Source organism: Stenotrophomonas sp. CFBP 13725 (assembly GCF_014841935.1).
Lineage (GTDB): Bacteria > Pseudomonadota > Gammaproteobacteria > Xanthomonadales > Xanthomonadaceae > Stenotrophomonas.
In genome coordinates, this window is the sequence record NZ_JACYUV010000007.1 from 151,875 (window position 1) to 177,782 (window position 25,908).

The window sequence follows — 25,908 nt, forward strand, 5'->3', positions numbered from 1 at the left end:
CGCCCCGCATGAGCACGATGCTTCCTCCATTGGTCGAGCGCCTTGACCGCCTGTTGCCGCAGACCCAGTGCGGCCAGTGCGGCTTCGAGGGCTGCCGCCCGTACGCCGATGCGATGGCCCGCCGCGTCGCTGGCGTGGAGCGCTGCCCGCCGGGCGGCGACGCCGGCGCGCGCGCACTGGCGCAGGTGCTGGGCGTGCCGGCCGTGCCCTTCGACCGCACCCGCGGCGTACATAAGCCACCGCAGGTCGCGCTGGTGGTGGAAGCGGACTGCATCGGCTGCACCAAGTGCATCCAGGCCTGTCCGGTCGATGCCATTGTCGGTGGCGCCAAGTACATGCACACGGTGATTGCCGATCTGTGCACCGGCTGCGAGCTGTGCATTCCCCCGTGCCCGGTGGACTGCATCGTGCTGGTGCCCGGTCGAACGGACTGAGCCCCTCGCGACAGGGTGAAGCGCCACGTCCGGTTGCTGGCCGCCGCAGGACGGTAGCGCCGACCCATGGTCGGCGAGCGCAGCGGGCCCTTGGCGGGAACATTCCGCCGACCATGGGTCGGCGCTACAGATAACCAAAGCTGGGGGGTGAAGCCCGCACGGATGCGGCCCTCGCCGTCCCCCGCCAACCCACCCCGCCCCACCTGCAGGCAGCCCCGCAGCTCCGGCCCTCGCGTTGACAGCGGGACCCGGGCAACCGCCCTTACGGGACGGCGGCCGTCACCACGATCTCGACCTTCCACTCGGCGTGCGCCAGCTTGGCTTCCACGGTCGCACGGGCGGGCGTCATCCCTGCCACGACCCATTCGTCCCACGCCGCGTTCATGCCATCGAAATCCGCCATGTCGGCGAGGAAAATCTCCGCGCGCAGCACGTGCTGCTTGTCACTGGCCGCCTGCCCGAGCAGCTTGTCGATCTCTTCCAGCACCTGCCGGGTCTGCCCGGTGATGTCCTGGCTGGTGTCCTCGGGAATCTGTCCGGACAGGTAAGCGACCTTGTTGTGCACGGTCATCTCGGACATGCGTGGACCAACATCGAAACGCTCCAACATGGGCGTGGCTCCTCTTTGGACGAAACGGACCCCCATTGTCCTCCACCACGGCGCGACTGTGGGCAGTACATGGACATCAACGTGCGCTCCCTCACCTGCGCTCCATCCCGCTGGCAAAATCATCCAACCCGGCGCAAAGTGCGCAGCTTCGACGCATTGACGCCTCCGTCGCCATCCTTGGCCCACCTTCTCACCATGACCGACACGACCGCGCCTTCTTCCACGACGTCACTGCGCGTCAAACGTGTGTTCGCCGTGCTCTTTCCGCTTGCGGTGCTGGCCTTGGCCCTGCATGGGCTGGCAGGCGCCTTCGATGCGCATGGGTACCGTGCCGTGCGCCAGGCCTTCCACGATTTCAGTGCAGGCCAACTGCTGCTGGCCGTGCTGTTGGGTCTGGCCAGCTATGCCTGCCTGATCGGCTTCGATGCGATCGGTCTGCATCGCAGTGGCGTCCGCGTGCACCCCGCGCGCATCGGCATTACCGCGTTCCTCGCCCATGCGCTTGGCCAGACCGTGGGATTCGCCGCGTTGACCGGCGGCGCCGTTCGCTTGCGGGGCTACCGCAACGCTGGCCTGGACCTGGCACAGATCGGCCAGGTGGTGCTGATGAGCACGCTCGGTTTCGTCTTTGGCGCCTGGGTGCTGCTCGGTGTTGCCCTGAGCCTGGAACCGGCGGCGGCCGCGCTGGCGCTTCCCCTGCACAGCGGCGCGCTGCAGGCACTCGGCGTGCTGCTGCTGTTGGCGTATGCCAGCGCGGCGTTGCTGGTCGGCCGTCAGGGGCGCACCTTCTCGCTGCTCGGCCACGGCCTGTGGCTACCCGACCGCCGCACGATGCTGGCCGTCACCGCGCTCAGCATCGTGGAACTGGTCCTGGCCGCTGCGGCGTTCTATGTCCTGTTGCCCGACTCGGCACCGACCGGCCTGCCCGGCTTCGTCGGCCTGTACCTGGTCGCCGTGCTGGCGGGCCTGATATCCACGGTACCCGCCGGGCTCGGCGTGTTCGAGTGGAGCCTGCTGAAACTGCTGCCGCAGGTGGCCCCCGGCGCGGTACTGGCCGCCGCCCTGGTCTATCGCATCACCTACTACGTGCTGCCGCTGCTGCTGGCCACCGTGCTGGCCGCAGCGCCCACGTTGCGTCGTCCCTTGCGTGCCAGCGCCGGCGTGACGCGCGCAGGCTGGAAGACCCTGCGCCCCTGGCTACCGAACATCATCGCGCTGGCGGTTTTCAGCGTGGGCGCGGCATTGATCGTGGACGGCACCCTGCCGGCCACCCATCGCTACCTGCGTACCGCGTCGCTGCCGCTGCTGGAGACCTCGCACCTGCTGGGCAGCCTGGCGGGCGTGGTCCTGCTGTTGATCGCCCAGGGCCTGGCGCGACGCAGCCATGCCGCCTGGATGTTGGCAGTGGCGATCTGCGTCGCGTCGCCGCTCCCGATCTGGCTGCGCGGCGGCCAGGTACTGATCGCGCTGGCCGCACTGGTGGTCGCGGTGGCGCTGTGGAGCGCGCGGCGCGAGTTCTACCGCGAGGGCGCGTTGCTTGACCAGGCGTGGTCGTGGCCGTGGATCCGCAACCTGGGTCTGGTGCTGGTCGCGGTAGTGTGGCTGCTGTTCTTCGTCTACAGCCACGTCGAGTACCAGAATGAACTCTGGTGGCAGTTCGCCCTGTCCGGCAACGCCCCCCGCGCGCTGCGTGCGCTGCTGGTGGTGGCGATGGCCGTGGCCATCTTCGGCCTGGGCCGGCTGCTGCACAGCACGCGGGGCCCGTTGCCCCCGGCGGACGACGCGACACTGCAGGCCCTCACGCCGGTGCTGGCACAGGCGAAGGATACGCAGGCCTGCCTGGTTCTCACCGCGGACAAAGCGGTACTGCGCGATGCGCAGGGCCTGGGCTTCGTGATGATGCAGCGCCATGGCGGCTCGTTGATCGCCATGGGGGATCCGGTGGGCCCGCCGGACATCGCGCGCGCCCTGATCTGGCAGTTCCGCGAAGAGGCCGACCGGCTGGGGCTACGGCCGGTGTTCTACCAGGTCGGCGAAGCGTACTGGCAGACCTACCTGGATCTGGGCCTTGGGCTGGTGAAGCTGGGCGAGGAAGCCATGGTGCCGTTGCAGGATTTCACCCTGGAGGGCCGCGACCGTGCTGATCTGCGGCAGGCCTGGAACCGGGGCAAGCGCAGTGGACTGACGTTCCGCGTCGCCGCTGCCGACGAAGTTCCTGCATTGATTCCGGCGCTCTCGCTGATCTCCACCGCGTGGCTGGACGACAAGGCGGGCGAAGAGAAAGGCTTTTCACTGGGCAGTTTCGATCCCACCTACCTGGCCCGCTTTCCGATCGCGCTGGTCGAGGCAGAGGGGCGCATCGTGGCGTTCGCCAACCTATGGCACGCACCAGCGGGGCATGAGCTGTCGGTTGATCTGATGCGCCATTTGCCCGATGCACCGAAAGGCACGATGGACTTTCTTTTCATCGAGCTGTTCCTGTGGGCCCGCGCACAAGGCGATACACGGTTCTCGCTCGGCATGGCGCCCTTGTCCGGGCTGGCCACCCATCGCCTTGCGGGCCGGTGGAACCGCGTCGCTTCGCTGGTGGCGCGCCATGGTGAACGCTTCTACGGGTTCAGCGGGCTGCGCCGCTTCAAGTCCAAGTTCGCGCCGCAGTGGCGACCGCGCTACCTGGCCGCACCGGGTGGCGTCCATCTACCCGCTGCCCTGCTGGATGCCACCCGATTGATCTCGCTGGAACCGCGACGGTAGAGCCGACTTCAGTCGGCTGCTCCTGCTTCACGGTGCCGACTGAAGTCGGCACTACCCAACGGCTGCCCATGCATCGCGTGCACCATCACGGGTTGCGCCCAACGGCTGCTGCACCGCGCACCATCAACCGGTAGAGCCGACTTCAGTCGGCTGCTCCTGCTTCGCGGTGCCGACTGACGTCGGCACTACCGGGCGGCGGCTGTGTCGCGTGCACCCATCCACGGGTAGAGCCGACTTCAGTCGGCTGCTCGTGCTTCACGGTGCCGACTGAAGTCGGCACTACCGGGCGGCTGCTTGTGCTTCACGTTGGGGTTGACGATCAGCGGCCTGCCGCTTTCAGGATCTCGGCGGCCAGACGGTCGTGGTCGCCGTTGAAATGATGATCACCCGGCAGCTGCAGCACCCGCACGCTGCCCGGCGGCAGGTCGGGGCAGAGGGCATCCGTATCCTTGGCCCCATAGATGCACAGCGTTTTCGCAGCAGGCAGCTTCGCCACTTCGGGGGCAATCGGCAGGCCATCGTCGTTGCTGCCCAGCCAGTTGCTTACGTGGAACTCGAAGTCCGCCGTGCGCCCCACTGACATCAGCGCAATCAGATCGACCCGTGCCCGCAGCGCCGGGTCCAACTTGTTGATGCTCGCGGGCAGTACATCCGCGCCTTGCGAGAAGCCGACCAGCAGCAGATTGGGGCGCTGCCAGCGCTGCTGATAGTGTGTCGCGATGCGGGCAAGATCAGCAGCGAATCCCGCCGGTGTACGTGCACTCCAGAAATAGCGCAGTGAGTCCACCCCGGCTACGGCGACCCCGCGCGCGGCCAGTGCGGCGGCAACGTCCTTGTCCAGCCCGGCCCAGCCCCCATCGCCGGAGACGAAGATCGCCATCGTGTCACCTGCGCCCACCGCAGGCACTTCCACCACCGGCAGGTCGTCGAGTCCGGCCGGTGGCGGCGCAACGCTGACTCCCGGTGCCGCACCGATCACCCGCGCTGCGGCACGCAGCCCCGGCACCGCGTCACCGTCCGCGGTTCGCCGGAAGGACCGGGCACGTGCCACGTCGCGCAGCAGTGCGTGCTCTGCGTGGCCTTGCGCATCGCGTGCGTCCAACCAGGGCAGCGAGAAAGCGCTGGCCTGCAGACGTCCTGCTGCGATACCGGCGCCGCAGGTCATCCGCTGCCCTACAGGCGCCTCCGGTAGCTGCGTGGTGAGCAGTCCGGCGAACACGCCTGCATCGGCCTGGGCCGCCAGCGCATACGCGAAGGCCGCGCCCTCGCCGTCACCCGCCAGCAGGGGCAGCCGGTAACCGGGCAGCCGCAGGTAGGCCTGCAGCCAGCGGGAAAAATTCTCGACATCACCAGAGCCGAACGCACAGTCGCCCGCGTGCTCTCGGCGCAGTGCGGCCTGCAACTGGCCCAGGTCGACCGCCACCACCAGCGCACCATCGTCGGCGAGCGCAGCACGTTCCCGCTGCGCAAGCGCCGCTTTGCCGGCTGCATGGAACCAGATCACCACCCGCTGCGGCGCCGTTTCCGGCTGCTGCACCGGCACCTGCTGGAAGCGGCCATGGCTGACCTGCAGCGCGCCGGCATCGGCCGGCAGCGCCCCCAGCATCGTCAACATCAGCAGCATCCCGCTGCACGTCCCCGCAAACCGCATGCACTGCTCCCGACATCGGACTATGCCGCAACGATACGCCTGCGCGCGTGCGCTAGGCGATGCCGATCCTGTCGTGGTCATCCACCGGCAGGGCCCCGCGCCGCCACCCGGCCCATGCCACTGCCACCAGCCACGCGACGATGACCGCGATCACCAGCTTCTGTCCCGCACCGCGGGGCGGTGCACGCCACAGGACGTGCATCCACAGCAGCCCGAAGGCCAGCCACGCCCACCACCACAACCGGGTGGCCCTGCGTTCCCAGCCGGGTTCGCAACGCAGATACCACGCCTGCAGCAGCATCGCCACGCTGGCGCACAGGAACGCAGTGTTGGCCGCCACCCCGTGGGCCAAGGGCCACACCAGCGGCGCATGGGTGGGCAGCCAACTGTCCCCGACCGCCACGCCGACCAGTCCCAGGGCCGCCATGGCGAACAGCAACGGCGCCGCCCCACTACGGCGAGGGCCGCGGGCATACCGGAACAGGGCGGTGCCGAGCAGCACGAGCGCCAGCGCCAGCAGCGCATAGGCCAGCCGCAACATGAGCCCCCATGGCCCGCGCAGGTAGAGGCTCAACGTCGCCTGCATCCAATCCAGATCATCACGAAGAAACTGCGTGGACAGTGCAATGACGATGAAACCCGCCAAAGCGAACAGTGCAACCCCGCTCGCCGTGCGCAGCCCCTCCTGGCGACTCACCTCGCGGCATCCTCAGGATGCCGCGCCTGCCACTCGGCCAAGGCCTGCCGGTAACGCTGCAGTTCGTCGCTATACAGATCCAGCACGCACAGGGGGCAGCCGCTCCCGCAGCACTCGTTCGGGCCGGGCGCTTCTGGGGGAACAGGACGCGGATCGGAATCAGGATCAGCCACGCAGGCACGCCGACAACAAAGGGGCGGTCAGTGTAACGAGCCGATTCAGCGGCCCGCCACCCGCTGCAGGTTGTCCCGCGCAGGCGCATCGAAACGCTGGTGGAAGGTGTCACTGAGGAAAATGCGCGGCTGCCGCAGCACGCCGCGCAGGAAGCGCCGCCGTCCTGCCCGGTACAGGAAGCCGGGAACCGTCCCGGCATATTCCTCCGCCACGCCCCGATCATAGGCATCGAAGACCTCGGCGGGCGCGCCGAGGATAGCCATGTCGCAGTCCAGGAAGAGCGCGGCGTCCGCATCCACATCGGCCGGCTGCAGCCCACCATGCTGCGCCGTCAGCAGGATGAGCTCGCTCACTCTGCCCGCGTCGATACCTTCGTCCGGCAACCAGCGGGTGATCGCCTCCACCGCCAGGGCGGCAGAGCGCGCCTCGTTGTCCTTGCGACCGCTTTCGTAGACGGCATCGTGGTACAGCACGGCGAGATACACCTCGCGTGGCTGTGCCCAGCCGGGGCCATCGGCAACCCACTGGCAGTGCTGCAGCAGCGCGCGCACATGGCCGAAATGGTGATACGCACGCGGCGGCGAGGCGTAACACGCTTCGAGCTCGGTCCATTGCGCGGCAGGCAGAACGATAGGCTGGAATTCCATGACCGCAGCATGGCCCGCCAGTCCCTGCGCACGCAAGCACTGGCTAGTTTTTCACCACCCCTTCATGATGCTTGCTGCGCTTGGGGCGGGGGCACTTATGCACAGCTTTATGGAGCGCTCGTCCACACCCGCTGTGGATGAAGCGCAACCGGCCGACGGGCGGTCTTGCGGGGGCACGCGCCGGCGCTAGACTCGCTCGAAGAGGCACCCGCGTGCCCACGGAGAACCGCCATGACGCGCTGGCCGGTGCTGCTGCTCGTTTTCTTCAGCGTGTCCGCCTTCGCGCTGCCCGCAACGCAGGGCGCTTCGGTGCAGGCACTGGCTGCGGACACCCCACCATCGGCGTCGCAGATCGTCGCGGTGCCGCCCGGCCTGCAGGCGCTGCTGCGGCAACGGGTGATCTCCGCCGGACCCGACCGCGAAGCGCGCCTCCAGCAACTGGTCGAGATGATCTTCGCCCGCGACGGCATGGATCTTCAGTACGACGCGGCCGCGACGCTCACCGTCAGCGAGACCTGGCAGCAGCGACGCGCGAACTGCCTGTCCTTCACCCTGTTGTTCGTTGCCCTCGCGCGCAGCGCCGGCATCCAGGCCCGCGTGCAGGAAGTGGACCAGGTGGTGTCGTGGTACCAGGAGGAAGGCGTGCTCTACAACGTGGGCCACGTCAACGCGGGGATCGAGGTCAACGGACGAAGCGGCACGGTGGACCTTGACCGCAACGTCCTTTATGACCGAAAGGGACCGCGCCCGATCGACGATGCGCGGGCCCTCGCCCATTTCTACAACAACCGCGGCGCAGCGCAGCTGGAGGCGGGCAACGTGGTCGCCGCGCGCGCATGGTTCGACGCTGCCCTGCGGCAATCGGCAGGCTTCAGTGCAGCCCTGAACAACCTCGCCGTGCTGGAAGGCCGCCAGGGAAACCTGTCATTGGCGCGAGCGCATTACATGGAAGCGCTGCGCATTTCGCCCCGCCACACCCCCAGCCTGATCAACGCGAGCAGCCTGTTGGCCCGCATGGGCGACCGCGCGGGAGCAGCGCGCCTGCAGCAGCGCCTGCAGCACGTGCGGCAACGTGATCCCTTCGTGCAGTACCTGCTGGGCACGCAGGCCGAACGCGCGGGCGACAGTGATCGCGCCATCCATTTCTATCGCAGGGCGTTGCGGCTGTACGACAGCGCCCACCAGTTCCACTTCGCGCTGGCACGTGTCTACGTGATGGCCGGTGACCTGCCGCGCGCGGGGCGCGAACTGCAGCGCGCGCAGCAGCTGGGTGGAGCAGCGCAACAGTCGCGTTACCAGAGCAAACTGGACAGCCTGCAGCGCTGGCGGCACCAGCAGGCCGCCCATGCGGCGTTGTAGCGCCGAGCCCTGCCCGGCGGCGCACGCATCAGGCTTTCTTGAGGAAGCAGACCTTCAGCACCAGGCCCTTGATCTTCTCCGAGTTGCCTTCGATGTGTTCGGCATCGTCTTCCACCAAGCGGATGTTGCGGATCACCGTGCCCTGCTTCAGCGGAATCGACGAGCCCTTGACCTTCAGGTCCTTGATCACGGTGACCGTGTCCCCGGCCGCCAGCACGTTGCCGTTGCTGTCCCGCACCACCACGCTGGAGCCGACACTCTCTTCAGCCGTCCACTCGAAGCCACAGTCGGCGCAGATCATCAGCGCACCATCGGCGTAAGTGTTTTCCAGGGTGCATTGCGGGCAGGGAGGGGTGGCGGACATCAGGCGGGACCTTGCAGAATTTCGACAGCCCCCATTGTAACCGGGCGGCCCCCGCGCCCTGCCCTACCGCTGCGCCGGCCGGCGCGCTACAGTGCGCGGCCCTTGCAATCACGGAAGCCCCAACATGCGCCTGGGCATCGACTTCGGCACCAGCAACTCCGCCGCGGCCATCGTCCGCGATGGGCGGGTGGAGCCGATCCGCTTCGGCGACGCCGACCAGTTCCGGACCACGGTGTACTTTCCCGGCATCATGCAGGACCCCGGTGAGTTCACCCTTGAGCCAGGGCAGGAGCATGAGCTGCAGGAGCTGATCGACACCGCCGCGCGCGAAGCCCGTGCCGCCGGCCACCCGCGTCCGCTGGAAGCCCTCCGCCGCGAGGCCCTGCGCACCCTGCGCCGGCAGTGGATGGAGCGTCGCATGGCCGAACCACGCAGCTCCAGCCAGCTGCTGCAGAACGCGGTGTATGGCGATGAGGCGCTGGAAGCCTACTTCGAAGAGAACGAGGGCAACCTGGTGCAGAGCCCGAAGTCGATGCTGGGCTACAACCTGCATCCGCGTGCCCGCCAGACCATCACCGGCATCGCCACGCACATCCTCGAGCACATCCGGCTCACCGCCAGCGCCCAGCTTGGCGTGCCCGTGCGCGAGGCGCTGCTGGGCCGCCCGGTGCAGTTCCGCAGCTCGATCGGCGATGCCGGCAACGACCAGGCGCTGGACATCCTGCGCGAGGCAGCGGTCGCGGCCGGCTTCGACCAGGTCGACTTCCTGGAAGAACCCGCAGCGGCGGCCATGCACTACCACGCCACCAGCAGCGACGCCCATGACGCCGTGATCGTAGACATCGGCGGCGGCACCACCGACATCGCCCATGCGCGGGTGGGCGGCGGTGAAGCCCCGCGCATCCACCGGGCCTGGGGCATCGCCCGCGGCGGCACCGATATCGATCTGGCGCTGAGTCTGGCGGCGTACATGCCGTTGTTCGGCCGCGGCATCACCCGCGTGCCAACCCACCACTATGTGGAGGCGGCCACGGTGCAGGACATGACGCGCCAGCGCGACTTCCGCCAGCACACCTACGATCACGTTGAAAACCCGTACGGCAGCCGCCTGCAGGCCCTGCAGGACACCGGCAATACCGCACGGCTGTACCGTGAAGTGGAGCGGGCCAAGATCAGCCTGAGCAGCACGCCCGCCCATGCCAGTCCGCTGCCGTTCATCGAAAAGGGGCTGCAGGCTGACACCTCTGCCGACGGACTGGGACAGGCCGCACATGCCTACCTGGGGCAGCTGCAGGAGCTGCTGGCCCAGGTCCGGCAGGACATCGGGCATGAGCCGGATGCGGTTTTCCTGACCGGGGGCATGTCCCGCGCAGGCTATCTGCGGCAGGTCGCGGCAGCGGCCTTCCCGGATGCCCGGCAGGTCCACGGCGATGCCTCGTTCGGCGTGGTGCAGGGGCTGGCATTGGCGGCCGCCGGCACCCCTTAACATATCCCGAAGCGATCCGCGTTAAACTCGACCGGCTTGACAACCATCCGCATATTCCGTCGGCGCACGTTCTACCTGCGTGCGCGATGTGTCACTGCGTGCAACGGCCCGTCCGCGGGCCTTCCGGCCATGGCTCCTGGCTCTGCCATGGCCACGCTTCCGAGCCGCGATCGAGACCATCCTTGGGCATTACGAAGGCCCACGAGGCCGTACAACCTGAGCAGGCACCCGCCCCCATCGACTGCCGTCGATGCGATGCCGTCTGTTGCCGGCTGCCGGTGTGGTTGATGCCGGGCGATGACGTCCCCATCTGGTTCGTGGAAAGTGACGGCCGGGGCGGCCGTCGCATGGCGCAGAACGAAGAAGGCTGGTGTGCAGCCATCGACCCGTACCACCTGCGTTGCAGCATCTATACGCAGCGCCCCGCGATCTGTCGCCAGTTCAAGATGGGCGGCGATGACTGCCAGCGCGAACGGCAGGATTACCAGCACCAGGCAGATGCCTGGACCTCCCCCCACCCTTCACCCTGACAGGAGCAACCATGCCCCGCAAGGCAAAGACCCCCGCGAAGGCCAGCAACACCATCCGCAATGAGCGCAAGAGCGGTTCGTCCAGCTCTACGCCCAGCAGCAACAGCATCGCCGCCGACCTGGCCGCGTTCCGCAAAGCGGGTGGCAAGATCGAAGTACTTGGCAACACCTGGTCGCTGAAGAAAGCCAGCTGACCGTGTCGGCGACCGCGGCGGCTGCACCGCCGCGGCCGGCCTGCATGCCCTGCCGCTCAGCGGTCCAGGCGCACGCGTACCCCGCCCGAATGTGACTGCAGGCTGATATCGCCGTCGCCGCTCCCCAGCCGCGTGTCCAGCGTGCTGCCGGGACCATGCCGGGGCCGCTCCACGTTTCCGGCATCACTCTGGATGTTCCCACTGAAGCTGTCGATCGACAGCTGGGCCGACACGGTGGCCGGCACCCGCAGGGATATGGGCGCACTGACCGATTGCGCGCTGATCCGTCCGCCCGGCGCCAACGCTGCCGCTGACAGATCGATGCGGCCGGACACCGTTTCCACCACCAGCCGCTGCGTGCGGCCCGCCTCTACGCCGACCTGACCCGACACCGTGGTCGCGCCGATCTCCCCCGACAGTCCGCCACCGGCACGGATGCTGCCGCTGACCGTACGCGCCTCCATGCGAGTGGTCTGCAACTCGGTGTCCACGTCACCGCTGACAGAGTTGAGGGTGCCCTCCGCACTGCGTCCGGCCGCTCGCACATCGCCACTGACCGTGTTGGCCTGCACCCGCTTGACGTCGATGCCGGCGATATCGATATCCGCGCTGACCGTCTCCAGCTGCAGCTCTACCCCGCGCGGCACGAAGACCTCGAGCGTGGCCCCACCGCTGTTGCTGCGGCGGGGGTAGACCACTTCCCAGCGCACGCGGCTGGCACTCTTTTCCGGCTTCAGCGTCAGCCCGTCGGACAACGTGCCGGTCAGCTGCACGTCGCGGCGATCCCAGCCGCGCACGGTGACCTTGCCGGCGATGTTGCTGATTTCGATCCGTCCGCCGGGCGCGATGGCATGGCGCTCATCGACACGCGTATCGGCCCATGCCGGTGAAGCAAGCAGCGCGAACGCAGACAAAAGGAGAAAGGGGCGCATGGTCGTTACCTCGGGAAACAGGATCAGGTGGGCAGGCCGGAGGCAGCGCGTGTTGCCTGCCGGGTCAGTTCCAACCGCAGTGCGTAGGTGCGCTGCAGCTGTTCAAGAAGATGGCGCGAGCGCGGGCTCTGCTGCAACGCGTCGCGGATCTGGTCGGCGCCGTGGTCGAGTTCCACCAGCGCCGGCCGCCACTCCGGCGCATCCACCGGCGGCAGGGCCGCCATGGCCTGGCGGTACGCGTCGGTCATGACGGCCGCCTGCTGCTGCAACACCGTGGGCGCCGGCGGCGCGGCGGGTTGCAGTGGCAAGGGCAACACCCAGTACAGCGCCAGGCTGGCGGCCAGCGCAGCGCCTGCGGGCAGCGACCAGCGTGCATGGCGCAGGCGCCGCAACGGGATCACCTTCGCCCCGGGCTGTTCCTCCGCAGCGCGCACCGGCAGCGCGGCCTGCAAGCGGGTCCAACCGTCGGCAGGCACGCGCATCTCGCGCGGCAGGTCCCGCAGTTGACGTAGCAGCGCCGTGTCCCGCGCGTGGTCAAGGTCATCGTGGTGCGTCATGTCATGTCTCCCAGTCGCGCACGCAGCAGGCCGCGCGCACGGTGCAGCTGCGCTTTTGAAGTACCCACCGCCATCTGCAGCTGTTCGGCGATCTCGTGGTGTTTCCAGCCCTCGATGTCATGCAGCACCAGCACCGCACGTGCACGTGGCGGCAAGCGGGCCAGGGCACGTTCCAGGTCACGCTCGGTGCCGGCGCAGGGATCATCGACGCCCATCCCGGGCAGCTCCCGGTCCCTGTCCTCCAGGCTGTCATGGTCGTGGCGCCCCTGCGCACGCAGGTCCATCAGGGCGGCATTGACGCCGAGCCGATGCAACCAGGTGCCCAGGCTGCTCTCCATGCGGAACGCGGGCAGTGCTTTCCATGCCTGCAGGAAGGCGTCCTGCAGCGCATCTTCGGCGCGCGCCTGCTGCCCACCGCACAGTCGCCACAGCACCGCGAACAGACGCGGGGCATGCTGGCGATACAGCTGCTCGTAGGCCGCCACATCGCCGGCAACCGCCGCGCGTACCACGGCCCGCTCGTCGTAGGCGGCGGGGGAAGCGGTGTCGCGTTCTGGCATCAACGTATCGAACATGACCCTTGGATGCCGCCACGAAAGAAAAGGTTTAAAGCCGCCGGATTCAAACCTTTCTGCCGGTCAGGGCATCCAAGCCGTACACCCCACCGGCCCGCCATGGCCACGGAGCGACATGATGTCCACCCCTGCAGTCAGTGGCCTGCTGGCCATCCTCGTCTGCGCGCTGCTGCAGGGCAATCCCCTGCATCTGCGGATCAGCCTGCAGGCGCAGCAGGCCTGCCTGCTGCGTGGCGCCCACACGCTGGCCTGCACCGGTCCACCCGCAACGTGGCCGAAGGTCGAATCATGGGCAGTGCACGCGTAACATCGTGCTCCCCCGTGTCTGATTGGATGTTGTTGCATGGAGAAGTACCTGCCGCCGTGGACCCATGCCTGGCTTGAACAGGCCGAGCTGATCGGCATGGTCCTGTTGACCCTGCTGGCGGCGTGGCTGCTGCGCTTCATCGCCCGGCGGCTGATCCGCCGCTTCGCCGCCCATTACACGCTGCCGCTGGAAATGGTGATGGGCGCGCGGCGCTTGACCAGCTTCATCGTCTACTTCGGCGCGCTGCTGGTCATCCTGCACATCCTGGGCACGTCGGCGTCCGTGCTGTGGACCGCCTTCACCGGCTTTGCAGCGGTCGGCGCGGTGGCCTTCTTCGCCGCGTGGAGCGTGCTGTCGAACATCTTCTGCACCCTGCTGATCTTCACCACGCGGCCGTTCCGCCTGCATGACTACATCGAAGTCCTGGAGAACGGCGAGAAGCCGGGCCTGAAGGGGCGCGTGATCGACGTCAACCTGATCTACACCACGCTGCAGGAAACCGGCGACGGCCATGAGGGCACGGTGCTGCAGCTGCCCAACAATCTGTTCTTCCAGCGTACGGTACGGCGTTGGCGGGATCCGTCGACCGCGCCTGGTGGCATCCAGGGCGACGGCTGAGCCCGTCCGACCCCGAGCCGCCGCACCTCAACCTGCCCTACACCTTCCCAGGCCTACGCTGTCTGCTGGCAAACACGTGGAGGACGGGCCATGGCCACCGGATGGGCACAGGACGGCGCAGTACAGGACCAGATCGACGCCACCGTCGATGACGCCATCGCACGCGCGCGCAGCCAGCTCAAGCAAGGGCCTGGGCTGGAACACTGCGAAGCATGTGATGCACCGATTCCGCTGGCCAGGCGCCAGGCAGTGCCCGGCGTGCGCCTGTGCGTGTCCTGCCAGCAGGCACACGATGAAGACGAGCACGCCCAGTCCGGTTACAACCGGCGAGGCAGCAAGGACAGCCAGCTGCGCTGAGGGCGGCCCCGGCGGCGGTTACCAGACCAGGTCGTCGGGAATCTGGAACTGCGCGTAGTAGGCGTCATCTTCGGCGTTGCCGGTCGAAGCCACCGTGCTCTGGCCGGCCTGGCCATGATCGACCACCACCAGCTCCGGCGCACGCTCGCGCACCTTCTCCGCCGCAGCGCGCGGCAGCAGGGCATGGCCCTCACCGTTGGCCACGATGACCAGCGCACCGGCGGAAAGCGCCTTGCGCAGCTTGGCATCGATCCACAAGGTGCGGATCGCATCGCCGTCGCTGAAGCGATACTCGCTCTCGCCTGCATGCGGCACCGCGTGGGTCTTCACGATCTGCCGTGCCTGCGCCTTCTGCTCGGTCGCCCGCAGCTGCGCGTTGCGCTCGGCGGCGATGGCGCGGTCACGCTCGACCTTCTCCAGCCGGACCCGCTCGGCCTCACGCTGGACCTCGGCCGATGCATCCGGCGCTTTGCCCTGCCGGGCCTTGGCCTGGTCACGGGCGGCGGCACTGGCCTGCGACTTCTTCGCCAGCCCGGCCTTGAGCAATTGTTCCTGCAGCGCGTTGGGCTTTGCCATGATCGTGCCTGCAACTGTTCTATCGTAGGAGGCCCCCATGATACCGGAGCCCCGGCGGCCCCATGCCTTCGCTGAAATACCTGACCGGCTACCCCGACGCCCTGCTCGACCAGGTCCGCACCCTGTTGGCCGAAGACAAGCTGGGTGCCGTGCTGCAGCGCCGCTACCCGGAGCTGCACGAGGTGCGCAACGACCGCCAGCTGTACGACTACACCCAGGAGCTGAAAGACCGCTACCTGCGCAAATCGGTGCATCTGAACAAGGTCTGCTACGACAGCAAGCTGGAGGTGGTGAAGCATGCCCTCGGTACCCACACCGCGATCTCGCGCGTACATGGCGGGCGTCTCAAGGCCAGCCGTGAGATCCGCGTGGCCAGCGTGTTCCGGGAGGCACCGGCGGCGTTCCTGCGCATGATCGTGGTGCACGAGCTGGCCCACCTGAAAGAGGCCGACCACAACAAGGCGTTCTACCAGCTGTGCCAGCACATGGAACCGGACTACCTGCAGCTGGAATTCGATACCCGGCTGTACCTCACCGAACTCGTCAACCGCAGCGGCTGAAGCAGCCGCGCGCCGCGACAGGTACACTGCGCGCCCCTTGGAGATCCCTGCCCCATGCTCCCGACCCGTCTGGACAAACGCCTCGCTGAACTGCTCGGTTGCCCCCGTGGCGAAGCCCGCCGCTACATCGAAGGCGGCTGGGTGCGCGTGGATGGGCAGGTGGTCGAGCAGCCGCAGGCGCAGGTGACCACGGAAACGGTGGAGCTGGATCCGGCCGCGCGCGACGAGAAATCCGAGCGGGTCACGATGCTGCTGGCCAAGCCGATCGATGCGGCCGCGCACACGCTGAGCGCGCTGATCACGCCCGAATCGCAGAGTCCGCTGGACCTGGGCAGCATCCGCCCGCTGCAGCGGCATTTCCACGGCCTGCAGTTGGCGGCCTCGCTGCCGGCGTCGGACAGCGGGCTGGTGGTCGTCAGCCAGGATCCCTTGATCATCACCCACCTGCAGCAGCAGCTGTCCCGCACCGAACAGGAGTTCCTGGTCGATGTGCAGGGCGAGCGGGCCATGTGGGACGTGGCGCGCCTGCAGACCGGGCTGAAGGAAAACGGCCGAACGATTCCTGGCTGCAAGATCAGCTGGCAGAGCGAACAGCGCCTGCGCTTCGCCGGCAAGGGTCTGCATCCGCGCATGCTGCGCGAAGCCTGCGCCATCGCCTCGATGGAGGTGGTTGCGATCCGCCGGCTGCGCATCGGCCGCGTATCACTGGGCAAGCTGGCACCGGGCCAGTGGCGCTATCTCGGCTCTGACGAGCGCTTCTGACGGCTGCACTCCCTCTGCACTGCGGTGCCGGTTACAGTCAGGGGATGACTGAACCCTTGCCCCTGTGGCGCCGGCTGCTGCGTGTACTGGCCATCCTGATCTGCCTGTTGGTGCTGCTGGTGCTGTCGGGCCTGCTGCTGGCGGACCGGCTGACACCGCAGGCCCGTGGCACACCGTCGAGCGTGCTGCCGGTGCAACCGGCGCAGACCCGCATCGATCGCGAAATCAGTGCACTGCAGGCTGCCCATCCGGGCCAGTCCGGTGTGGCGTTCCTGTCCGATGGCCTGGATGCCTTCGCGGCCCGAGCGGTCATCACCGAGCGCGCCGAGCGCAGCCTGGACCTGCAGTACTACATCTGGCAGGACGACCTGATCGGCCACCTGATGGCGCGTGCCCTGCACGATGCCGCCGCGCGCGGCGTGCGCGTGCGCATCCTGCTTGACGACATGAACGCGCAGGACAAGGACGCGCTGATGATGGCGCTCGACAGGCATCCCAATATCGAGATCCGCCTGTACAACCCGTTCCGCAACCGAGCCGGGCTGTGGCGGCTGGTCGAAATGGTGCAGCGGTTTTTCTCGGTGAACCATCGCATGCACAACAAGAGCTGGATCGCAGATGGCCGCGTGGCCATCGTCGGCGGCCGCAACATCGGTGAGGAGTATTTCAGCGCGCGTCCGGACGTCAATTTCCGTGATCTGGATCTACTGGTCGCCGGCGAGGCCGTGGACGACGCCAACCGGGTGTTCGACGACTACTGGAACAGCGAGGCCGCCGTGCCGATCGGCGCGCTGGCCTTCCACACGCCGGCCGAGCTGCGCCTGCTGCTGCGCGAGTCCGACAACGAGGCCAAGCGGGATGCCGCCACGCCCTACCTGAAGGAAGTGGCCGCATCGCGGCAGCGTGTCCGCGCCAGTGCGGCACCGCTGCACTGGAGTGCCAACGTCCGCATCGCGTCCGATCCGCCGATGAAGCACAAGCGCGACGACCAGCACAACTGGCTGGTCACCGATCTGGTGCGCATGATGACAAGCGCCCAGCACAAGGCGCTGCTGATCTCGCCCTATTTCGTGCCCGGCAACGAGGGGCTGGACGGCCTGTCGATGATGAGCGAGCGCGGCGTACAGGTGGGCGTGGTCACCAACTCGCTGGCGGCCAATGATGTGGTGGCCGTGCACGGCGGATACATGACCTACCGGGCACCGCTGCTGCAGGCCGGCGTGCAGCTTTACGAACTGAAAGCGCATGGCAAGGCAACCAGCTCGGGCCTGTTCGGCAGCAGTGGCGCCAGCCTGCACACCAAGGCCTTCGTGCTTGATGACCGGCATGGTTTCGTGGGCTCGTTCAACCTGGATCCACGCTCGGCCTACCTCAATACGGAAATGGGCGTGATCTTCGATGACCCGGTGCTGGCCGCGCAGCTGACGCAGGAGTACCTGCGCCTGTCCAGCCCGCAGCAGAGCTGGTGGCTGGGCCTGGATCCGGCCGGCGACGTGCGCTGGCTGGAACGCGACAAGTCGCCGCACTGGGTCACCACCGAACCGGACAGCAGCCTGCGCATGCGCGCGAGTGCGCGCGTGATCAGTTGGTTGCCGCTGGAGTCGCAGCTCTAGACCGCGGTGCGCCGCTGCGCTCGCCGAGCGTGGCTCGGCGCTACCGGGCCGGGCGGGCTGCCGCTGCGTTCGCCGAGCGTGGCTCGGCGCTACCGGGCCGTGCGGGCTGCCGCTGCGCTCGCCGAGCGTGGCTCGGCGCTACCGGGCCGGGCGGTGCGTCGCTGCGGCCGTGCGGAGTGCCTGTAGCGCCGAGCCGTGCTCGGCGGATGTGTCAGGCGTCGGCGTGCTCGTCCGCCAGGGTTTCCACTGATCGTCCATGCAGGCGGCGCCAGATCCACAACAGGGCATGCGCCGGGGTACCCGGCAGTTGCTCCAGCCAGGCCAGGCCCTGGCTCTGACCCATATGCCCATGTCGTGCCAACAGGCTGGCCGCTGCCGCCGCCCGTGCGAAGCGCAGGCTCTGTGCCAGGCCACTGCCGGCATGCTCGGGTTCCAGCGCCTGATGCACCGGCAGGGGCAGCTCCCAGGCGGCGGCGATACGCTGCGCCACCGGCAACGTCCATTGGCGCAGCAGTGCTTCTGCACTGGGATAGTCCACGGCCACCTGCAGCGTCTCCGCTTCCTGCACCAGCGCCTTCATGACCAGCGCCGCGCCCAGCCCTTGGGTCAGCCCCAGCCACTGGGCCGCAAACGGATCGCACTGGCTGACCGTACGGGCATGGTCAGCGGCCGCGCGCGACGACAGCAGCGCGTGCTCCCAGATGATGGTGCTGAACTGCGGAAACGCCTGGCACTGGATGTGCATCACCGGCTGTACCAGCACCGCGCTGATGATCTGCCGGATGCCTTCGGTGCCTACCAGGGTGATCGCGCGCTGCAGGCTGTCGACCGGTCGCTCCTGCATGCGGAACGCGGGACTGTTGGCGATCCGCAGCAGGTTGCCGGTCAACACCGGATCCTGGCCGATGATGGCGGCCGTGGCACGCGCAGAACCATCCGGATCGTTGACCGTCTGGATCAGCTGCGGCAGCAGTTGCGGCCGTCGCGGCAGCTGGCGGGCATTCCAGTCACTGCGCTGCAGGGCCTGCCGTGTCGCCTCCAGCAGGGCCTGGTTCGGCGGGCAGCCGCCGTCGAGCGCCGGGTGCAGGGCCAGCGCGTACAGGCCCGCATGCAGTCGCGCCTCTGCATCGTCCTGCGCGACCGGTGCAAGGGAGTCGGCGACGCGCTGGACCTGCTCTGCATAGTCAGCGCGCTGATGCAGCCGCGATGAGGTCCGCCCGGGCGGGCGCCCGAACAGGCCCCACCACCAGCGCGCAAACCCCGTCATCGACCGGCCCCGCCGGGTAGCAGGCGGACGCGTTCCGTGCCGCAGCAGCCGACCCACCCCATATTGGTCACCACACCTGCCACTGCACCCATCCTTTCGCATGGCGGACATCGCCGTGTCTCCAGCATCGGCCCCACGGGCGGCTTCTTTAGGCCGGCACGTGCCAGCGCCGGGATGTGAACAGCGGGGCGGCAGGGAATGGACTAGAATGGCGCCGCGCGACCCGTCTCCAGAACTGACGAAGTCGCTTTTTTTGTTTCTGCACCCTCATCGTTGCCGGCGTGTTCGAAGTGGTTCGCCGCTGATCACGTCAACGGAGTCGCCATGTTATTCGAAACCCTCGCAACCACCGGTCATGAACAGGTGGTGTTCTGCCACAACCCGGACGCCGGTCTGCGGGCCATCATCGCCCTGCACAACACCACGCTGGGCCCCGCCCTGGGCGGTGTGCGCATGCGCCCGTACGCCAGCACCGACGAGGCGCTGGCCGACGTGCTGCGGCTCAGCCGGACGATGACGTACAAGAACGCGCTGGCCGGCCTCAATGTCGGTGGCGGCAAGGCGGTGATCATCGGCGACCCGCGCACGGACAAGACCGAAGTGCTGCTGCGCGCGTTCGGCCGCCAGGTCGATGCGCTGGGCGGTCGTTACATCACCGCCGAAGACGTCGGCACCGATGTCAACGACATGGAAAACATCTACCTGGAAAGCCAGTTCGTCACCGGCGTGCACCAGGTGCACGGCGGATCCGGTGATCCGGCGCCGTTCACGGCCTACGGCGCGCTGCAGGCCCTGATGGCCTCGCTGCAGACCAAGCTGGGCCATGAAGAAGTGGGCAAGACCAGCATCGCCGTGCAGGGCCTGGGCCACATCGGCATGGAGTTCGTGAAGCTGCTGCGTGACCGGGGGGCGAAGCTGTTCGTCACCGATCTCAACCCCGCGCTGGTCGAGCGCGCCGTGACCGAGTACGGCGCGGAGGCGGTCAAACCCGATGAAATCCACGAGGTGAACGCGGACGTGTTCGCACCGTGTGCGCTGGAAGGCGCGATCAGCCTGGATGTGCTGCCGCGTCTCAAGGCCCGCATCATCTGTGGCACCGCCAACAGCCAGCTGGCCAGCCCCGACGTGGGCGACGAACTGCATGCGCGCGGCATCCTGTACGCACCCGACTACGCCGTGAATGCCGGCGGCGTCATGAACGTCTCGCTGGAAATCGACGGCTACAACCGCGAGCGCGCCATGCGCCTCATCCGCAGCATCTACCACAACCTCGGGCGCGTCTTCGAGCTGTCGCAGCGCGAGAACATCGCCCCACCGCGCGCCGCTGATCGCATCGCAGAAGCGCGCATCCAGTCCATCGGCAAGCTCAAGATGCCGTTGGGCCGCGCCACGCCGCGCCTGGGTGACCTGCGCGCCGGCTAAGCCTCCCGCGCCGGTGACGCCGACGGTAGAGCCGACCGGTAGAGCCGACTTCAGTCGGCTGCCCTTCGCCGCCACCCCGGCAGCTAAAACCGACCGGTAGAGCCGACTTCAGTCGGCTGTCGTTTGTTGTCGCTGCGGCAGGTGCAGCCGACTGAAGTCGGCTCTACCCGTCGGCTGTCGTTTGTTGTCGCCGCGGCAGGTGCAGCCGACTGAAGTCGGCTCTACCCGTCGGCTGGCGTTTGTTGTCGCCGCGGCAGGTGCAGCCGACTGAAGTCGGCTCTACCCGTCGGCTGGCGTTTGTTGTCGCCGTGGCAGGTGCAGCCGATTGAAGTCGGCTCTACCCGTCGGCTGCCGTTTGTTGTCGCCGCGGCAGGTGCAGCCGACTGAAGTCGGCTCTACCCGCCTGTCGCCGGTCAGAACCCGGCGGCGTAGCGCATGGCCACCTGCGATACATCCAAACCGCCGCCAAAACGCTGGTCATACCCAAAGGTGAGCCGCCCCTGGCGACCGAGCCAAGTTTCCAGCCCAATGCCTGCCAGCCCGGATGCGCGCGGCAAGCCACCCGCCGTCAACGGCGCGAACGCATCAATGCCGGTAAAGCTGGCCTGCGGATCGAATCCATCGCGGGACAATTCCTGCTGCCATTCGGTATAACCGCGCAGCGTCCATGCATGCCACTGGCGCTCTGCACGCAGGCCCAGCATCGCCAGGCTGCGACGGGCCGTATTGTCCTGCGTGCGCAGGCCGAAGCCCAGACCGCCCTGCTCGCTGAAACCGTCCGAGCGGACCTGCACCACGCTTGCCGCAAGATAAGGGGTCAGCGCAGCACGCGCGGTGCCAAACCGCAGGCCGGATTCGACGCTCGCGCTGCCGAAACGGCCGCCGTAGCGCGCACCCGCCGCCAACGCCGTACTGCCCAGCAGCAGCTGCCGATCCACCTGCCGCTGGAACTGGCCAACCCCCAGTTGCGCCAGGGCATAGCCGCGTCCCGCCGTCCATCCTGCGTAGAGCTGCCCCTGCGCCTGCCGATCACGCCCGGTGCCGCCGTCGTCCGTGCCACCGGCCGCACTGCGTAGTTCGCCGAAGGCCACGCCCAGCACACCGTTGCCTGCCAGCGCCGTTTCCTGGCCGACCATCCAGCCGTCACTCTGCGTCGCGTTGCCGGCGAAGTGGCCCTGCCCCGCTTCACCCAACGCGCTCTGCCACGCACCGCGCACCGCAGGCGCGGCCTGTACCTGGCCGAAGCGGCTGGCGATCGCGCGCCGGCTCATGTCGATGCTGTCGAACGTCGCCTGGGCCGCCACCGCGTGCGCCTTGCCGGACAGGCTGTCCAGGCTCTGCGCCAGCCCGCTTGCGCCCCCGTTCACGCGCTGCAGGTCGGCAGCCGCACCGGCAAACGCACTGGCCTGCGCAGCGCCATTACCATCGAGCTGTTCAAAAGCCCGCTCCACCCGCTGCGCGGAAGCCATCGCCTGCGCGTCCAATGACGCCGCGCCGGCGGCCGCCACCACGCTCACCCGCGTCAGCTCCAGCCATGCCGACGTACTGTCATAGCCGTAGCGCGATTCCAGAAGCGAAACCCCGTTCTGCCCACTCGCGGCCGTGTTGAACTGCCCGGACAGTCCCCCCTGTGCGCGCAGCAGCGCCTGCCGGCTGCCATCGGCCGGGACGTAGCCGGCGATGACGCCGTTGACCAGCACCCCCCCGCCCTGCAGCGTGGCCGTGCCGGTCACCTGCAGTGGATTCACGCCCAGCGCCACCATCAGCTGGGCCCCGTCACGCTGCACGTAATTGCCCTCGATCGTGGCGTCGGCGTTCGCACTGGTCAGGATCACGCTGGCCCCGTTGTCCACGTTGCCGATCACACGGGTACTGCCGTTCATGAACTGCAGCCCCGCGCCACTGGCATTGCCGGACTGCGGCAGGATGCTGACGCTGGAATTGATCGAGGCCCCATCCCGCAGGGCCAGCGTGCCCTGCTCGATGCGCGTGCTGCCGGAATAGGTATTGCGTCCCGCCAGCCCCAGCGCGCCTGCACCCTGTTTGATCAGGCCACCCGTGCCACTCATATCGTTGCGCCACACCGAATCCAGTCCGAGCCGATTGACGTTGACGGTGACGTCGCCCCAGTCGAGGCGGCCGGGACCGTCCACCGCCTTGCCGACGTTGAGCAGCCCATTGCCGAACACCGGATCGACGCCGGCCGCGCCGAGATCGGTGGCAGTGCCGAGCAGGGTCTGCCGGACCAGGTCGTTGCTGAAATAAGGAAAGCGCTGCCAGACCAATGCAGCTGCGCCGGAGACCAGCGGGGCGGCATACGACGTGCCCCAGCCGTAATAAAACGTAGCGGCCTGCGTGGTCGCCTGCGGATCCGGATACACCGCCGTGCCAGGCGCGGCCAGGCAGTAGCTGGCCGCCTCGCCGCACGCATTGGCGTAGTTCGCCAGCTCGGTCGGATTCACCGTGTCCACAGCGGTCACCGCCAGCCAGCCGCGTGCCAGATCCGCGGCGGGCAACGTGCCGCCGCTGCCGGGGCGGCTGGGCAAGGCCGCCATGTTGGAGGGCGTGTTCCTGCCGTCGTTGCCGGTGGCGAACACCACCAGCCCATCATTGCCGATGATGAAGGACCGGTACTCGTCGGCGATCTGCGCGGTGGTCGCGGGGCTGGTCCAGTACAGGCCGCCCCAGGAGTTGTTCATCACTTTCACACCGGCCGCGATCAGGTCGCGGTGAACACCGGCCAAGCCGATCGGGCCGTCGACCTGGTTACCGGAGCCTGACCCATCATCCACCGGCCGCGTGTCGGCGATGATCCGTGCCGACACCACCTCGGCGCCGGGCGCCACGCCCACCTGCGCACCGGCGTAAGAGCCACCGGCGGCCAGCATGGCGACGGTGGTGCCATGCCCGACCACATCGTCACGCGTCAGGTCGTTGGCCCGTGGGTCGACGTAGCTGTAACTGGCCGCGACACGTCCTGCCAGCGCGGGATGGCTGCGGTTGACCCCGGAGTCGACGACGCCGATGCGCACGCCCTGGCCGGTCAAGCCGGTGCCGAGCGCATTCACCGCCGTCAGGTGGCCTTGCAGGCTGGGTTGCGGCGGCGGCGGTGGATCAGGCGTCACCGGCGGCGGCGTGGTCGGCGGCGGCGTGACAGGCGGTGTGACCGGCGGCGGCACAGGGGGATCCACGCGGACATTGCCGCCCCCGCCACCTCCGCCACAAGCCGTCAGTGCAGCCACCAGTGCAACGGCCAGTGCGGACCGGATGGACCCGCGATACGACTCGTGAACGTGCGTCATCCCTGCATCCCCGTCGATGGTGTCGAGTAGTGCCGTCGCCGCTGCGTGTGAGCCTGCGTGGACAGCAGCGGTCAGGGTCACCGCCTATACTGGGCGTCCCCCACGCAGTCTGCCGGGATTTGCGTCGCTATCCAACGCCTCGCGTCTCCTTTTCCGAATTTGCTCACGCAACAACGAGATTGCCATGTCCAACATCGTCATCGCCGCCGCCAAGCGCACCGCCATCGGTTCCTTCCTCGGCCAGTTCACCGGCGTGCCCACCCCGACCCTCGGCGCAGCGGCCATCGCCGCCGCGCTGGAACAGTCCGGTGTCCCTGCTGCGGATGTTTCTGAAGTCATCATGGGCTGCGTGCTGCCGGCCAACCTGGGCCAGGCCCCTGCCCGCCAGGCGGCCATCGCCGGCGGACTGCCGCTGTCCACCGGCGCCACCACGCTCAACAAAGTCTGCGGTTCGGGCATGAAGGCGATCATGCTGGGGCACGATCTGATCAAGGCCGGCTCGGCCCGCATCGTGGTGGCCGGTGGCATGGAATCGATGACCAATGCGCCGCACCTGCTGCCCAATTCGCGCACCGGCAACCGCTTCGGCAACTTCCAGGCTGTCGACCACATGGCCCACGATGGTCTGGTCAACGCCTACGACGGCAAGGCGATGGGGGAGTTCGCCGAATGTACGGTGGACAAGTACCAGTTCACCCGCGAGGAACAGGACGCCTACGCGATCGAGTCGGTAAAGCGCGCGCAGGCCGCGCAGGCCAACGGCGCATTCGCTGACGAGATCGTCGCGGTGAAGGTCACCACCCGCAAGGGCGACGTCGAGATTTCCCTCGACGAACAGCCGACACGCGCCGACATCGGCAAGATCCCGACCCTGCGTCCGGCGTTCAAGAAGGACGGGACGGTCACGGCTGCCAGCTCGTCCAGCATCTCCGACGGTGCGGCGGCGGTCGTGCTGCTGTCGGAAGACGATGCCAAGGCGCGCGGCCTGCAGCCGCTGGCGCGCATCGTGGCCCACGCCACCCACTCGCAGGAACCGGAGTGGTTCACCACCGCGCCGATCGGTGCGATCCATACGCTGCTTGAAAAAGCCGGCTGGGCGCTGGAGGATGTGGACCTGTTCGAAATCAACGAAGCGTTCGCCGTGGTGGCCATGGCGCCGATGCGCGAACTGGGCATCGCCCACGACAAGTTGAACGTCAACGGCGGCGCCTGCGCACTGGGCCATCCGATCGGTGCCTCGGGCGCGCGACTGGTGGTCACCTTGGTGCACGCATTGCGCAGCCGCGGTGGCAAGCGCGGCATCGCTACGCTGTGCATCGGCGGTGGCGAAGCAACGGCCATTGCCATCGAATTGATTTGATTGAGTTTAACGCCCGTTTCGCAAAACTGAATGCGGGATCGCTTGACAGCCAATCTTGGCTTGTCATCATGTTGACGGCGCGCAACTGCGCGTTGCCTATCTAACGACGACGAGGATTCACCAAATGAGCATCAACAAGCTGCTGGTTGCTATGTCCCTGGCCCTGGCCCTGGCTGCCTGCTCGAAGCAGGAAGCTGCCCAGGACGCCGCCGCTTCGGCCAACGAAGCTGCCACCGAAGCGCAGGCCGCTGCTGACCAGGCTGCTGCTGCTGGCTCGCAGACCGCTGACGCTGCTCAGCAGGCTGCTGACACCGCCGCTACCGCTGCTGACGCTTCGGCCGACGCTGCTGGTCAGGCTGCTGGCGCTGCCACCGACGCTGCTGCTGACGCCGCTGCCGACGCTGCCAAGGCTGCCGAAGGCACCGCCGAGCAGGCCAAGGACGCTGCTGAAGAAGCCAAGAAGTAATAACTTCTTTCTTCACGCTGTTCTGAAGAAGCCGCTGGTTCGCCAGCGGCTTTTTCTTTGCCCGTCGTTCGGGTGGTCGAACGGGTGAGACCCCCTCGCGGCTGTCTGCGGTGAAGCAGTACGTGGGATAGGCCGGGCGGTGGGGCTGGTCGGGGGACGGCAAAAACTGCGTCCATGCGTGCCTCGTTTCGCGCCATCCATGGCGCTCAACGCCCCCGCCCAGCCCCACCGCCCGGCCCCTGACAGGTTCCGTGGCCGCCCGCCGCGCATGGAAAAAAATAAAAGCGGTAGCGCCGACCCATGGTCGGCGAGCGCAGCGGGCCGTTGGCGGGAA

The 25,908-nt window shown here is 67.9% G+C and carries 27 protein-coding genes; 15 read left to right on the top strand and 12 right to left on the bottom strand.

The window, feature by feature from the left end; genetic code table 11:
• Window positions 1-8 precede the first annotated feature (8 nt).
• Complete coding sequence (gene rnfB, locus IFT65_RS13665; protein ID WP_192081893.1) at window positions 9-434, top strand: Rnf electron transport complex subunit RnfB; 426 nt, start codon at window positions 9-11, stop codon at window positions 432-434.
• Window positions 435-696: 262 nt separating this feature from the next.
• Here the strand turns inward: rnfB and IFT65_RS13670 are convergent, their stop codons facing one another.
• A complete protein-coding gene (locus IFT65_RS13670; protein WP_188326633.1) occupies window positions 697-1,044 on the bottom strand; it encodes a RidA family protein in 348 nt (115 codons plus the stop codon).
• A gap of 195 nt (window positions 1,045-1,239) precedes the next feature.
• Between IFT65_RS13670 and mprF the strand changes: the two genes are divergently transcribed.
• Entirely contained in the window at window positions 1,240-3,798 is a 2,559-nt protein-coding gene (mprF, locus tag IFT65_RS13675) for a bifunctional lysylphosphatidylglycerol flippase/synthetase MprF (protein WP_192081894.1), read from the top strand.
• A 319-nt stretch (window positions 3,799-4,117) separates the two neighbouring features.
• Here the strand turns inward: mprF and IFT65_RS13680 are convergent, their stop codons facing one another.
• Genes IFT65_RS13680 through IFT65_RS13695 form a run of 4 tightly spaced genes read right to left on the bottom strand, consistent with a single transcriptional unit; the run spans window position 4,118 to window position 6,967 of the window.
• On the bottom strand, window positions 4,118-5,449 hold the full coding sequence (locus IFT65_RS13680; RefSeq protein WP_192081895.1) for a virulence factor family protein: 1,332 nt from the start codon (window positions 5,447-5,449) through the stop codon (window positions 4,118-4,120).
• A 52-nt stretch (window positions 5,450-5,501) separates the two neighbouring features.
• Window positions 5,502-6,146, bottom strand: a complete 645-nt coding sequence (locus tag IFT65_RS13685) for a DUF998 domain-containing protein (RefSeq protein ID WP_342365893.1) — start codon at window positions 6,144-6,146, stop codon at window positions 5,502-5,504.
• Window positions 6,143-6,319 carry an oxidoreductase-like domain-containing protein gene (locus IFT65_RS13690; RefSeq protein ID WP_192081896.1) on the bottom strand — a complete coding sequence of 59 codons (177 nt, stop codon included), beginning with the start codon at window positions 6,317-6,319 and terminating at the stop codon, window positions 6,143-6,145. Before IFT65_RS13690 ends, IFT65_RS13685 begins: the two co-directional genes overlap by 4 nt.
• Window positions 6,320-6,364: 45 nt before the next feature.
• Window positions 6,365-6,967: a hypothetical protein gene (locus IFT65_RS13695; protein ID WP_188326629.1), complete on the bottom strand. Its 603-nt coding sequence runs from the start codon at window positions 6,965-6,967 to the stop codon at window positions 6,365-6,367.
• A 231-nt stretch (window positions 6,968-7,198) separates the two neighbouring features.
• On the opposite strand from IFT65_RS13695, the gene IFT65_RS13700 reads away from it, so the two are divergent.
• Window positions 7,199-8,326, top strand: a complete 1,128-nt coding sequence (locus tag IFT65_RS13700) for a transglutaminase-like domain-containing protein (RefSeq protein WP_192081897.1) — start codon at window positions 7,199-7,201, stop codon at window positions 8,324-8,326.
• A gap of 28 nt (window positions 8,327-8,354) precedes the next feature.
• Here IFT65_RS13700 and IFT65_RS13705 read toward each other — a convergent pair whose 3' ends face one another.
• Entirely contained in the window at window positions 8,355-8,690 is a 336-nt protein-coding gene (locus tag IFT65_RS13705) for a zinc ribbon domain-containing protein YjdM (protein WP_188326627.1), read from the bottom strand.
• Window positions 8,691-8,814: 124 nt separating this feature from the next.
• Between IFT65_RS13705 and IFT65_RS13710 the strand changes: the two genes are divergently transcribed.
• The 3 genes from IFT65_RS13710 (at window position 8,815) to IFT65_RS13720 (ending at window position 10,900) form a co-directional block, all read left to right on the top strand.
• A complete protein-coding gene (locus tag IFT65_RS13710; protein ID WP_192081898.1) occupies window positions 8,815-10,176 on the top strand; it encodes an Hsp70 family protein in 1,362 nt (453 codons plus the stop codon).
• A 236-nt stretch (window positions 10,177-10,412) separates the two neighbouring features.
• A complete protein-coding gene (locus IFT65_RS13715) occupies window positions 10,413-10,706 on the top strand; it encodes a YkgJ family cysteine cluster protein (RefSeq protein ID WP_188327220.1) in 294 nt (97 codons plus the stop codon).
• An 11-nt stretch (window positions 10,707-10,717) separates the two neighbouring features.
• Complete coding sequence (locus IFT65_RS13720) at window positions 10,718-10,900, top strand: hypothetical protein (RefSeq protein WP_188326625.1); 183 nt, start codon at window positions 10,718-10,720, stop codon at window positions 10,898-10,900.
• A gap of 56 nt (window positions 10,901-10,956) precedes the next feature.
• Here the strand turns inward: IFT65_RS13720 and IFT65_RS13725 are convergent, their stop codons facing one another.
• Genes IFT65_RS13725 through IFT65_RS13735 form a run of 3 tightly spaced genes read right to left on the bottom strand, consistent with a single transcriptional unit; the run spans window position 10,957 to window position 12,964 of the window.
• Window positions 10,957-11,832, bottom strand: a complete 876-nt coding sequence (locus IFT65_RS13725; protein ID WP_192081900.1) for a DUF4097 family beta strand repeat-containing protein — start codon at window positions 11,830-11,832, stop codon at window positions 10,957-10,959.
• Window positions 11,833-11,855: 23 nt separating this feature from the next.
• Entirely contained in the window at window positions 11,856-12,389 is a 534-nt protein-coding gene (locus tag IFT65_RS13730; RefSeq protein ID WP_192081901.1) for a hypothetical protein, read from the bottom strand.
• Window positions 12,386-12,964, bottom strand: coding sequence for a sigma-70 family RNA polymerase sigma factor (locus IFT65_RS13735; protein WP_192081902.1), 579 nt, complete (start codon window positions 12,962-12,964; stop codon window positions 12,386-12,388). The genes IFT65_RS13730 and IFT65_RS13735 overlap by 4 nt, the downstream gene beginning before the upstream one ends.
• A 118-nt stretch (window positions 12,965-13,082) precedes the next feature.
• Here IFT65_RS13735 and IFT65_RS13740 point away from each other — a divergent pair, with 118 nt between their 5' ends.
• The 3 genes from IFT65_RS13740 (at window position 13,083) to IFT65_RS13750 (ending at window position 14,246) form a co-directional block, all read left to right on the top strand.
• Window positions 13,083-13,271, top strand: coding sequence for a hypothetical protein (locus IFT65_RS13740; protein ID WP_192081903.1), 189 nt, complete (start codon window positions 13,083-13,085; stop codon window positions 13,269-13,271).
• A gap of 96 nt (window positions 13,272-13,367) precedes the next feature.
• Entirely contained in the window at window positions 13,368-13,889 is a 522-nt protein-coding gene (locus IFT65_RS13745) for a mechanosensitive ion channel family protein (protein ID WP_223203042.1), read from the top strand.
• Window positions 13,890-13,979: 90 nt separating this feature from the next.
• Entirely contained in the window at window positions 13,980-14,246 is a 267-nt protein-coding gene (locus IFT65_RS13750) for a DksA/TraR family C4-type zinc finger protein (RefSeq protein WP_192081904.1), read from the top strand.
• Between the two features lie 18 nt (window positions 14,247-14,264).
• On the opposite strand, the gene IFT65_RS13755 is transcribed toward IFT65_RS13750, so the two are convergent.
• Entirely contained in the window at window positions 14,265-14,822 is a 558-nt protein-coding gene (locus IFT65_RS13755; RefSeq protein WP_192081905.1) for a DUF2058 domain-containing protein, read from the bottom strand.
• A gap of 62 nt (window positions 14,823-14,884) precedes the next feature.
• Between IFT65_RS13755 and IFT65_RS13760 the strand changes: the two genes are divergently transcribed.
• From IFT65_RS13760 to IFT65_RS13770, 3 genes are read left to right on the top strand one after another with little or no spacing between them, the layout of a single operon-like run.
• Window positions 14,885-15,382: a M48 family metallopeptidase gene (locus IFT65_RS13760; RefSeq protein WP_192081906.1), complete on the top strand. Its 498-nt coding sequence runs from the start codon at window positions 14,885-14,887 to the stop codon at window positions 15,380-15,382.
• 54 nt (window positions 15,383-15,436) lie between these two features.
• The gene (locus tag IFT65_RS13765) at window positions 15,437-16,144 is read left to right on the top strand and encodes an RNA pseudouridine synthase (RefSeq protein WP_188326616.1); all 708 of its coding nucleotides are present in this window, start codon (window positions 15,437-15,439) and stop codon (window positions 16,142-16,144) included.
• A 44-nt stretch (window positions 16,145-16,188) separates the two neighbouring features.
• Entirely contained in the window at window positions 16,189-17,757 is a 1,569-nt protein-coding gene (locus tag IFT65_RS13770) for a phospholipase D family protein (RefSeq protein ID WP_192081907.1), read from the top strand.
• 211 nt (window positions 17,758-17,968) lie between these two features.
• Here the strand turns inward: IFT65_RS13770 and IFT65_RS13775 are convergent, their stop codons facing one another.
• On the bottom strand, window positions 17,969-19,024 hold the full coding sequence (locus IFT65_RS13775; RefSeq protein WP_192081908.1) for an HDOD domain-containing protein: 1,056 nt from the start codon (window positions 19,022-19,024) through the stop codon (window positions 17,969-17,971).
• A gap of 324 nt (window positions 19,025-19,348) precedes the next feature.
• On the opposite strand from IFT65_RS13775, the gene IFT65_RS13780 reads away from it, so the two are divergent.
• A complete protein-coding gene (locus tag IFT65_RS13780) occupies window positions 19,349-20,446 on the top strand; it encodes a Glu/Leu/Phe/Val dehydrogenase (RefSeq protein WP_188326613.1) in 1,098 nt (365 codons plus the stop codon).
• Window positions 20,447-20,859: 413 nt separating this feature from the next.
• Here IFT65_RS13780 and IFT65_RS13785 read toward each other — a convergent pair whose 3' ends face one another.
• On the bottom strand, window positions 20,860-23,748 hold the full coding sequence (locus IFT65_RS13785; RefSeq protein ID WP_192081909.1) for an autotransporter serine protease: 2,889 nt from the start codon (window positions 23,746-23,748) through the stop codon (window positions 20,860-20,862).
• Between the two features lie 184 nt (window positions 23,749-23,932).
• Here IFT65_RS13785 and IFT65_RS13790 point away from each other — a divergent pair, with 184 nt between their 5' ends.
• Window positions 23,933-25,108 carry an acetyl-CoA C-acyltransferase gene (locus IFT65_RS13790; protein ID WP_192081910.1) on the top strand — a complete coding sequence of 392 codons (1,176 nt, stop codon included), beginning with the start codon at window positions 23,933-23,935 and terminating at the stop codon, window positions 25,106-25,108.
• 124 nt (window positions 25,109-25,232) lie between these two features.
• A complete protein-coding gene (locus tag IFT65_RS13795; RefSeq protein WP_188326610.1) occupies window positions 25,233-25,574 on the top strand; it encodes a hypothetical protein in 342 nt (113 codons plus the stop codon).
• The last annotated feature ends 334 nt before the right edge of the window (window positions 25,575-25,908 follow it).